The following is a 10,492-nucleotide window of genomic DNA, read 5'->3' on the forward strand; positions in this document are numbered from 1 at the left end:
CTCCACCAGCTTCGCTGGTCCCCCTCCCCCGCTTTTCACGGGGGAGGAGCACTGAGAGTCCGAGGCTCCGAAGGACCGGCCGCGCCCGAAAGCGCGACCGGCTGGGAGGAACCTGCTTACTTGCTGGCCCAGTAGTCGGCGTTGATGGTCTGCATGGTCTTCATCGACTCGGCCGCCTGTTCGGGGGTCGGGTTGAACATGAAGGCGCCCATGGCGGCGACCAGATCACCCTGGATCTGCGACGGCACGGCTTCCCACCAGCGCACCAGCGCGCGCGGCTTGGCGGCAGCCACCATGTCCTTGTTGGCCTGGATCGTGGCGTTGGGCGCCGCGGCCTTGAGGTTACCGTTATAGACCTGGATCTTGGTGCCGAGCGCGTTGGAGGCGTCGACGCCCATCATCGACTGCACGGCCTTGGCGAGTTCGGGGTTGGCATCGAGCGCCGCCTTCGAGACAACGATCGGCGAGGCTTCGACGATCACCGACTGCTGCACATCCGGCGACAGCGACGGCATCAGGAAGGTCTTGAAGCCGACGCCCGGCTCCATCCCGGCTTCGGCGAACGAGCCCGAGTGCCAGTCACCGATCAGGTACATGGCAGCCGTGCCGTCAACGAAGAACTTCTGGTCGTCCTGCTCGCGCGGATCGGTGAAGTAGCCCTTGGCGTACATGTCGCCCCAGACCTTGAAGGCGTTCTGCACGGCCGGGCCGTCATAAGGCACGGTGCCGTCGGTCAGCCCGACAAAGGCGTCCGGATCGCCGCCCAGCACCAGCTGGCTGAACCAGATGAACGGCATCCAGCCACCCGAGGTCGGGCCGTTGAACGGGGTATAGCCCGCCGCCTTCAGCTTTTCGGCGTCGGCCATCAGTTCTTCCCAGGTGGTGGGAGGCGCTGCGATGCCGGCCTTCTCGAACGCTGCGGTGTTGTAGAACACCACCCAGTTGGCGACGTTCAGCAGCACGCCGTACGGTTTGCCGTCGACGCTGACCAGTTCGCGCTGCGCTTCCGAATAGTCGCCATTGGCAATGGCGGCATCCCACTCGGCGCTGAGGTCGGCCGGAATGCCCGTCGCCACCAGGTCGCTCAGCTGCTGGCCGTTCCACCAGGTGAAGAACGCCGGGGCATTATTGCCGGCGATCGAGGTCTGCATATAGGCCTGATACTTGTCGGTTGGGGTGATGTCCTGCACCGTGACCTTGACGCCCGCGGCGGTGCCGGCGGCGTCCATCATCGCGGATATCCCCGGATTCCACTCGGTCTTGTCCGAGTTGAGGATCAGGTCCTGGGCATAGGCGGTGCCCGCCGACAGTACGGCGGCAAGGCCCGCAACCGTAAGAGTCCTTAGTAACGACATGTCTCTCTCCCTTGTCGTTGTTCCCGCTGCGCCTTAGCGGAGCAGCGAATTCTGGCTTTCGTTGTCGAAGACGTGGACGCGCGCGCCGTCGATGCGGAACCGCACCTGCTGGTTGGGCTCGAGGGCACGTGGGTGCTGCATGCGTGCGACGATCTCGGTCCCGCCGAGCTCGGCAAACAGCAGGCTTTCGTTGCCGAGCATCTCGGCGAAACTCACTTCGGCGCTGAAGTCGGCGCCCAGCTCCGGCCGCGTGCCGTGTCCTTCCGGCACGATATCCTCGGGCCGGATGCCCAGCGTCACCGCAGTCCCCTGGGCCGGCAGGCTGAAGCGGTCGGCCGGCACCGGGACGTCGAGTCCCGCTGCGCGGATCGTATTGCCCGGCCCAACCTCGGCCTTCAGCATGTTCATCGACGGTGCGCCCATGAAACCGGCGACGAAGATGTTGGCCGGGCGTTCGAACACCTCGAGCGGCGTGCCGATCTGCGCCACGCGGCCGTCGTTGAGCACCACGATCTTGTCGGCCAGCGTCATCGCCTCGACCTGGTCGTGCGTGACGAACACCACGGTGGCGCCGAGCTGGCGCTGCAGCCGTTTGATCTCGATGCGGGTCTGGTTGCGCAGCTTGGCGTCGAGGTTGGAAAGCGGTTCGTCGAACAGGAACACTTTTGGCTCGCGCACCATGGCGCGGCCGATGGCGACGCGCTGCCGCTGCCCGCCGGAGAGCTGGCTCGGCCGGCGATCCATATAGGGGTCGAGCCCCAGCATCTTCGCCGCCTCGCCGCGGCGCCGGGCGATCTCGTCCTTTGGCACGCCGCTGATACGCAGCCCGAAGCCGAGATTGTCGGAAACGCTCATGTGCGGGTAGAGCGCGTAGGACTGGAACACCATCGAGATGCCGCGATCGCGCGACGGCAGGTCGTTGACCAGCTTGCCGTCGATCTTCAACTCGCCATGCGAGATGGTTTCGAGCCCGGCGATCATCCGCAGGATCGTCGATTTGCCGCAGCCGGAGGGCCCGACCAGCACCACGAAAGTGCCGTCCTCGATATCGAGGTCGACGCCCTTGATGGCGACGAACTCGCCGTAGATCTTGATGATGTCGCGGAGGGTAACGGTTGCCATGGCGCCTCTTATCGTCCGGCTGGGTCGGCGTAGCGCATCTCGGGCTGGATCGAGTACCAGTCCGGGCGCTGCGGATCGCGGTCATAGGTGTAGCCGCCGACCTCGCGGTAATAGGCGGCGTATTGGGCGAGCTTTTCGCGATCGACCTCGACGCCGAGCCCCGGCCCCTTGGGCAGCGCGATCTCGCCGTCGACATATTTGAGCTTGCCGCCGACGATGATGTCGTCGAGCAGGTGATGGTAATGCGCGTCGGCCGCAAAGCTCATGTTGGGCAGCGCCGCGCCGAGATGCAGCATAGAGGCGAGCTGGATGCCGAGCTCGCCCGAAGAATGGACGCTGGCGCCGAACTGGAAGGTCTCGAGCACCTGGCCAGCCTTGTAGGCTTGCCGCAAGCCGCCCCAGAACGTCGTGTCGAGGAGGATCACGTCGACCGCGTCATGCTTGATGCAGGCGGCGAGCTGCTCGAAATTCACCACCACGGTGTTGGTGGCGGTGGGAATGGAAATCCGGTCGCGCAACCGCCGCATCCCCTCGAGCCCGAAGCACGGGTCCTCGAAATAGTCGTTGCGGATATGGCCGATCTGGTTGGCCACCCAGATCGACTCTTCCACCGACCACACCGAATTGGGGTCGAGCCGGAAGCGGTCGCCGGGCAGCGCTTCGGCAATCGCCGAGAACACTTCGACATCATGCTCGGGCGCGAACACGCCGCCCTTCAGCTTGTGCGATTTGAAGCCGTGCAGCTGCTTCTGCCGCTTGGCTTCGGCCACCAGCGCATCGGCGGAGAACTCGTCGCCAAAGCCCTGCTCTTCGTTGCCATAGCGATAGAACAGATAGCTCGCGAACGGGATCGACTCGCGCAGCGCCCCACCGATCAGGTCGCAGGCGCGGATCCCCAGCGCCTTGCCGGTCACGTCCATGCAGGCCATTTCCAGCGCCGCGTGCACCTGCATGCGTGAATTGTAGAGGCTGGCCACCGGGTTCATGATCTTCCAGCGCAGCTGTTCGAGCTGCAGCGGGTCATGCCCCTTGAGGTAAGGCAGCAAGCCTTTGACTGCCGCTTCGGCGCTCTCGCCGCCGCCGCCCAACTCGCCCCAGCCGGAAATCCCCTCATCGGTCACCACCTCGACGATGGTGCGCACGAACCGCCCCCAATGGGCGCCCGACGCATGCCGCAGCGGCGCCTCGAGCGGCACGGCGACGGTGGTGGCCTTGATGTCGACGATCTTCATTCGGGTGCAGCTTTCGGCGTTTCGAACGGGCAGGGCGGTGGTTCGCTGATCGATCCGGGTGCTGCTTTTGTCGCATCCCGCATCGGCATCGTCCGCCCTTGCCAAGACGTTGTAGGTCTACCATACTAGTTGTGTCAATTGCCCTCGATCCTGTTCCAAACGAACGGGCTTGGCAAGCGTCGATCGGGCGCGAGGGGGCAATGACGGGGAAGCGGGAGGGACGTCGTGCCGATTTACGCATTCACCGGGAGCCTGACCCGCGCCATGCCGCAATACGGCGCGGCCAATGGCCAAGGCATTTCGCGGCTGAGCTTCGACGATGAAACCGGCCGGCTCGGTGCGGTGGATCTGGTCGGCGGCGTCGACGATACCGCCTGGCTGGTGACCGATGTAGCGCGTGGCCGGCTCTACTCGACCTCAGAGATCACCGGCACCCGCGAAAGCGCCATTGCCGCCTACGCCGTGGAGCCGGGTGGCTTGCGGCTGATCAACCGCCAGCCGACGCGCGGCAACGAGGCCTGCCACGCCAGCCTCTCGAGCGACGGAAAATTCCTGCTGGTCGCCAACTACAATGGCGCCAACCCCGAAGGCTGGCCCGACGCGGCGCTCAGCGTCTTCCCGATCGCCAGCGACGGCTCGCTCGGTGCTGCGGTCGCCAGTGTCCGCCACACCGGCAGCGGTCCCAACGCGGCGCGCCAGACGACGGCACACGCCCATTGCGTCGTTCCGGCCCCATCAGGCGACATCGTCTATGTCGCCGATCTCGGCATCGACCGGCTCGTCGCCTACCGCCTCGGCGCCGATGGCAGCCTGACCCACGAGCGGGCCCGCGATTTCGCCCTGCCGGCCGGCCTGGGCCCGCGCCACCTGGTGTTCTCTAGTGATGGCCGCGCCATCTTTATGGTCAGCGAGCTGATCCCCACCGTGCTGAGCCTCGCAGTCGACCCGGCAACCGGCGCGCTGACCCAGCGCGACAGCTTCGCCATCCCCTCGCTCGATGGTGGCATCGTTCAGCCATCCGGCATCCTGCTCAGCGCCGACGGCCGGCACCTGTTCGTCGGCTTGCGCGTCTGCAACGACATCCTGGCCCTCCGCATCGACAACACCACCGGCAAGCTCAGCCAGACCGACCGTCGGCCGAGCGGCGGCACGACACCGCGCGATCTCGCCTTCTCACCCTCGGGTCGGCACCTCGTCGTCGCCAACCAGGATTCCGATCGGCTGACGGTGTTCGCCGTCGATCACGCCACCGGCACCCTGTCCGACCCCCTGCAGCATTTCGATGTCGGCACGCCGATGTCGGTCAAACTCGCCGCCTTCTAGGCGGCTCCCCCTTCACCCCGTTCATCAGAGCCACCCATGATCAACGAAATCCTCTTCGTCCATCACAGCCATACCGACATCGGCTACACCCACCCGCAGCCGGTGGTGATGGAGCTGCATCGCCGCTTCATCGACGAGGCGCTCGATATTGCCGAGCGCACTGCCGATTACCCCGATGACGCGAAATTCCGCTGGACCTGCGAGGTCACCGGCGGAACCATGGATTGGTGGGTGCATGCCAGCAATGCCGACCGCGACCGCTTCCTCGCCGCAGTTAAGCGCGGGCAGATCGAAGTCGCCGGCATGGGCTGGCACATGACCCCGCTGATGGACCATTCGATGGTCCTCGATGTGCTGAAGCCGCTGAAATTCTTCCGCGAACTTGGCATCCCGGTGCGCTCGGCCATGAACACCGACGTCAACGGCCTGCCCTGGGGCGTCGTCGATGCGCTGCTCGACCATGGCATCACCGGCATCTCGATGGCCATCAACGAGCACTATGGGCACGCGCTGAAGCCCTGGCCGCGCGCCTTCAACTGGCAGGCGCCGGGCGGCCGCAGCATCACCGCCTATAACGGCTTCATCTACGGCGTCACCTCCGACCGCAGCCTGCAGATCCCGACCAACATGGAAGAGGCCCGGGCCCGGGTGCCACGTTGGGCCAGGAAGTGGGAGGCGACCGGCTATCCGCATCCCTTCCTGATGATGCAGATCACCAATGTCCGCTACCACGACAACGGCTCGCCGCAGGCGGCGCTGCCCGATTTCATCCGCAACTTCAACGAAGGCAATGCCTCGACCGGCGGCATCAAGCTCAGGCTCGGAACGATCAGCGAATTCTTCGACCGCGTCCGCCAGCAGCCGGCTGAGACGATGCAGACCCTGCGCGGCGACTGGACCGACTGGTGGAATTTCGGCGCCGGCTCCACCGCGCTCGAAACCGCCCAGGCGATGCGCGGCCAGCGCGACCTCGATGCCGCGACCGGCCTCGACGCGTGGCACCCGACCGAAGCGCCGCGCCGCCGTGCCATGCTGCACGATGTCGCCCGCAAGGGCCTCGCGCTCTATGCCGAGCACACCTGGGGCGCCGACCGCTCGATCACCCAGCCCTACTCACCCGAAACCCGCACCCAGCAGCTGCTGAAGCTCGCGACTGTTGCTGAAGGCGCCAGCGTCGCCCGCATGCTGCGCCGCGACGGGCTCGAGCGCCTCGGCATCGAAGCCGGCGGCGACGAGCCGACGCTGCTGGTCTACAACCCCCACGGCTTTGTGGTGAAGCAGTCGGTCCGGCTGCCTTACCTGCCGCCGATGACCGATGCACCCGATCCCAAGCGCGGCTTCGGCCTCGAGGACCTGGTGCCTACCGGACCCTCGTCGCACCGCATCCAGCGCCAGGACGTGGTGACCTCGGACTTGCCCGAGCATGGCGCCTACTACACCGCGCCGATCGAGATCCCCGCGCTGAGCTATGTCACCATCCCGGCCGCCAAGGCCGCCGTGATGCCCAATGGCAAGCTCTCGGCCAGGGATGGCGTGCTGTCGAACGGCCGCCTCACTGTCAGCCTCGACGCCAAGGGCGGGTTGGTTTCGCTCAAGCTCGACGGCACCGAATATGCCGGCGCCGCCAGCGAGCACCTGAAGTTCGGCGTGCCGGTGCTGGAGCGCGTCGCCTCCGGCATCCGCACCGACATGTTCGGCCAGCCCGATCTCGAGTCGCCCGACTGGCACCTCGCCTGGCATCGCGACTGGCAGGCCGAGCGCTTCGACGGCAAGCTGGTCGGCAGCAGCGAGGCGGTCGAGCGCGGCAATGCCCGCATCGTCCAGAGCTTCGAGCTGCCCAATGGCGACAAGGTCGACGTGCTCTACCGCCTCGTCGGCGATGAACCGGTGCTGCATGTCGAGGCCACGGTCATAAAGCAACCGATCGTCGAGCCGCACGCCATCTACCTCCCCATGCCGACGGCCCTCGCCGCGGGCTGGGACGCGCATTACGAGACCGGCGGCGCCGTCGCCAAGCTCGACGACGAGCAGTTGCCCTATGCCAGCCGGCACTACATCACCGCGCAGCGCTTCATCCGCATCGGCGACGCCAAGTCCGAAGTGACGGTCGCCTGTCCGGATGCGCCGCTCTGGCAGGTGGGCGGCTACACTTTTGGCCGCTTCGGCGATCCGGATGGCCGCGTCACCCGCGAACGCCCGACGCTGGTGGCCTGGCTCACCAACAACTACTGGAGCACCAACTTCCAGGCCGACCAGGGCGGCCAGACCAAGTACCGCTTCACCGTGGTTCCGGCGCCGCGGCGCGAACTCGGCGCCTCGGCCCAGGCCGCGCTGAGCTATGCCCAGCCGCTGGCGACCCATGTCTACGCCGAACGCGGGGCGGTCCGCAGCACGGCGGCTAGCCTGCTGACGCTCGACCTCGGCACGGCGCTGCTGACGCGGCTGGAAGCCGACGGCAATGGCGTCGCGATCACCGTGCTCAACCCCGGCGATGTCGAGGTGAAAGCCAAGGTCGGGGCCGGCAGCTTCAAGCCCAATAAGGCCAGTCGCACGCCGCTCTTGGGCGGTGCCGGCGAAGCCCTGCCGGTGGCGGGTGGCGCCGTCGCCTTCACCATCGCGCCGCGCGCCTGGACCCGCATCGCCCTGAGCTAAATCTACTCTCTGGAGGAGGAACCCCGTGAGCAAGATCAAGACGATCTACATCTGCAACCATGCCCACACCGATATCGGCTTCACCGACTATCAGGAGGTGGCCTTGCGCCAGCACGGCGAGTTTGTTGGTCAGGCGCTCGATCTGATCGAGGCCACCGATCGCTATCCGGCCGAAGCGCAGTATCGCTGGACCGTCGAGACCACCGGGCCGTTCCTCCGCTACCTCCGGCAGGCGAGCCCCGCCGAGGTGACCCGCTTCCGCCACTGGCACGAGCAGGGCCGCATCGACATTGCCGGCATGCAGTACAACATGACGCCGCTGCTCAATGTCGAGCAGATGCACCGCTCGCTCTATCCGCTACGAGCGTTGCGCGATGAGTTCGGCTTTCATGTCGAGGCCGCCATGCAGGACGACGTCAATGGCGTCAGCTGGCTCTATGCTGACCTCCTCGCCGAGCTCGGCATCAAGTTCTACACTGCCGCCATCAACCCGATCCGCGGCGCCCGGCCAAAACCCTTCCCCGGCGCCTTCCGCTGGGAAGGCCCGAGCGGCAAGCAGGTGCTGGCCTGGAACGGCTACCACTACCTGTTCGGCCGCAGCCAGGCCGGGCTCGGCAATTGGGATCTGGTCGATCGGCTGCTGCCGCGCTGGATCGACGAGCTCGAGAACGACGCGAGCTATCCGTTCGATTTCCTCTACTGCGAATCCACCCATCCGGTGCGCGTCGATAACGGCCCGCCCGATGCCCGCATGCCGGATTTCGTCCGCCGCTGGAACGACGAGCGCCAGAACGTCCGCATGGAGTTCATCACCGTCACCGATTTCGGCCGGCTGCTCGAAGACAAGTATGCCAAGGTCATCGGCACGCAACGCGGCGACTGGACCGATCACTGGGCCGATGGCGTCGGCTCCTCGGCCTTCGAAGTCGGCGTCAACCGCGCCGCGCATGAGATCGTCGGCATCGGCGAGGCGCTCGAAGCCTGGCGCCGCAGCAAGGGGCAGGGCGATTGGAATGCCGATCGGGCTGCCAGCATCTACGAGTCGATGACGCTGTTCGACGAGCACACCTGGGGTGCCTACTCCTCGGTCGAAGCGCCGCATTCGCTGTTCAGCCAGGCGCAGTGGAACCGCAAGGCCGGTTTCGCCTACACCGCCGCCATGGAAGGTCATGGCACCGTCGCCAGGGCCGCCAATGCGCTGGCGGCGCCGCTCGGTACGAAGGGGCCAGAAGGCATCTTCAACCTCGGCAACCTCGATCCCAACGAAGCCTTCAAGGCTTCGGGCATCGATGAGGTGCTGGTGTTCAACACGCTGCCCTGGGAGCGGAAGGTGATCGTCGAGGAGCCCGAGCCGCGCGGCGGCGCCGCGCCGGTCGGCGTGCTCGATACCTTCTTCAACCGCCGCAGCACCTGGGGTGGTCCGCGTCCCTATCCCGAGATCCGCCGCGTCGCCGGCACCATCCCGCCGATGGGCTATGCCTTCCTCGATCTGAAGAAGGGTGTCCCCGCTGGCGACCTCAAAGCCAATGGCGACACCATCGAGAACCGCCATTACCGCATCCGCATCGACGGCAAGACCGGCGCCATTGCCGAGCTGTTCGACAAGGCGCAGGGCCACGATTTCGCCGGCAAGTACCAGGGCTGGGGCCCGGGCGAGTACGTCTACGAGACCGTCGATTCCCCGGACGATCGCCTGGCCATCGCCGATATCAGCTTCGACAAACCCGAATTCTTCACCGGCCACACCGACACGCCCTGGAGGCGCGAAACCGCCACCAAGGTGACGCTCGATGCGGCGAAGCTCTTCGAAGGTCGCGCCTCGATCACTGTCCACATCGAAGCACCCGGCGTCTCTGCGGCGACCGTAGTCTATGCGCTCGATGCCGATACCAAATGCGTCGTCGTCGACTGGAGCATCGACAAGCTCGAACACGCCGATGCTGAAGCGGTGTTCGTTGCCTTCCCGTTCAACCTCGGCAAGCCGGACTTTCTGCTCGATCTCAACGGCATCCCCTCAGTGCCCAACGCCGACCAGCTCGATGGTGCCGCTAAGGACTGGTACCCGGTGGGCCGCTGGGTCGATGTCAGCGACAAGCAACGCGGCGTCACCGTCGTGCCGCTCGATGCACCGCTGGCGCATCTGGGCGGCATCACCACCGGCAAGTGGAACCGCACGCTCGAGCCCGAAGGCCCGACCATCATGAGCTGGGCGCTCAACAACCACTGGCTGGTGAACTTCAAGTCGGCCCAGTCCGGCCGTATCCCGCTGCGCTATCGCCTCACCACGCATGAAGGTCCAGCCGATGCGGCCGCCGCGGCAAAGTTCGCCGCCGAAGTCGCGACCCCGCCGGTGGCAATGCGCGACATCAAACCGACGGGCAAGCTGAGCGACAGTTTCTTCGGCACGGATGCGACGTCGCCCGTGCTGGTCACGGTGAAGCCGGGCGAGGATAGCGGCTGGGTGGCGCTCCGCCTGCAGAACCTCTCCGTGAAGCCGGCCAGGCAGACGGTCACCTTCACCGGCAACCCCGCAGCGGCCCGCAGCGCCGACCCGATCGAGCACCCAGGTGCGGCGCTGGAGCTGAAGGGCAAGGCGCTGACAGTCGAGGTACAGCCGCGGGAGATTCGCACGGTGCTGGTGCGGTTTACGCCGGAGGGGTGAGTCTCTTCGGTCCGCGCGCGTGGCCACCCCCACCCGAAGAGACTCACCCCTCCAGCCTAAACCGCACCAGGCCCCCGCGCTGCTCTCCGACGTCCCGCGACCTCTGTACAACATAGCATACCACTGCTCTACTTATACACACTTTG

6 protein-coding genes are annotated in these 10,492 nt (G+C 66.2%); 3 read left to right on the forward strand and 3 right to left on the reverse strand.

Annotation, left to right across the window (positions count from 1 at the left end):
- Positions 1–116: 116 nt before the first annotated feature.
- The 3 genes from VW23_RS16410 to VW23_RS16420 are packed head-to-tail and all read right to left on the reverse strand — an operon-like array spanning position 117 to position 3,709.
- Positions 117–1,355 (reverse strand): ABC transporter substrate-binding protein, encoded by a 1,239-nt coding sequence (locus VW23_RS16410; protein WP_069910625.1) that lies wholly within the window; start codon positions 1,353–1,355, stop codon positions 117–119.
- 33 nt (positions 1,356–1,388) lie between these two features.
- Positions 1,389–2,477 (reverse strand): ABC transporter ATP-binding protein, encoded by a 1,089-nt coding sequence (locus tag VW23_RS16415; RefSeq protein ID WP_069910626.1) that lies wholly within the window; start codon positions 2,475–2,477, stop codon positions 1,389–1,391.
- A gap of 8 nt (positions 2,478–2,485) precedes the next feature.
- A complete protein-coding gene (locus tag VW23_RS16420) occupies positions 2,486–3,709 on the reverse strand; it encodes an enolase C-terminal domain-like protein (RefSeq protein ID WP_069910627.1) in 1,224 nt (407 codons plus the stop codon).
- A 225-nt stretch (positions 3,710–3,934) separates the two neighbouring features.
- On the opposite strand from VW23_RS16420, the gene VW23_RS16425 reads away from it, so the two are divergent.
- Genes VW23_RS16425 through VW23_RS16435 form a run of 3 tightly spaced genes read left to right on the forward strand, consistent with a single transcriptional unit; the run spans position 3,935 to position 10,346 of the window.
- Entirely contained in the window at positions 3,935–5,032 is a 1,098-nt protein-coding gene (locus VW23_RS16425) for a lactonase family protein (RefSeq protein ID WP_084646232.1), read from the forward strand.
- A gap of 36 nt (positions 5,033–5,068) precedes the next feature.
- Entirely contained in the window at positions 5,069–7,684 is a 2,616-nt protein-coding gene (locus VW23_RS16430; RefSeq protein WP_069910628.1) for a glycoside hydrolase family 38 N-terminal domain-containing protein, read from the forward strand.
- A 25-nt stretch (positions 7,685–7,709) separates the two neighbouring features.
- The gene (locus tag VW23_RS16435) at positions 7,710–10,346 is read left to right on the forward strand and encodes a glycoside hydrolase family 38 N-terminal domain-containing protein (protein WP_069910629.1); all 2,637 of its coding nucleotides are present in this window, start codon (positions 7,710–7,712) and stop codon (positions 10,344–10,346) included.
- Positions 10,347–10,492: the final 146 nt, after the last annotated feature.

It is taken from the genome of Devosia insulae DS-56 (assembly GCF_000970465.2).
Classification (GTDB): Bacteria; Pseudomonadota; Alphaproteobacteria; order Rhizobiales; family Devosiaceae; genus Devosia_A; species Devosia_A insulae.

Excerpts from the sequence above, each read along its gene's own strand:
- VW23_RS16415 (WP_069910626.1), bottom strand. The coding sequence starts at position 2,477 with ATGGCAACCGTTACCCTCCGCGACATCATCAAGATCTACGGCGAGTTC.
- VW23_RS16410 (WP_069910625.1), bottom strand. The coding sequence starts at position 1,355 with ATGTCGTTACTAAGGACTCTTACGGTTGCGGGCCTTGCCGCCGTACTG.
- VW23_RS16420 (WP_069910627.1), bottom strand. The coding sequence starts at position 3,709 with ATGAAGATCGTCGACATCAAGGCCACCACCGTCGCCGTGCCGCTCGAG.
- VW23_RS16430 (WP_069910628.1), top strand. The coding sequence starts at position 5,069 with ATGATCAACGAAATCCTCTTCGTCCATCACAGCCATACCGACATCGGC.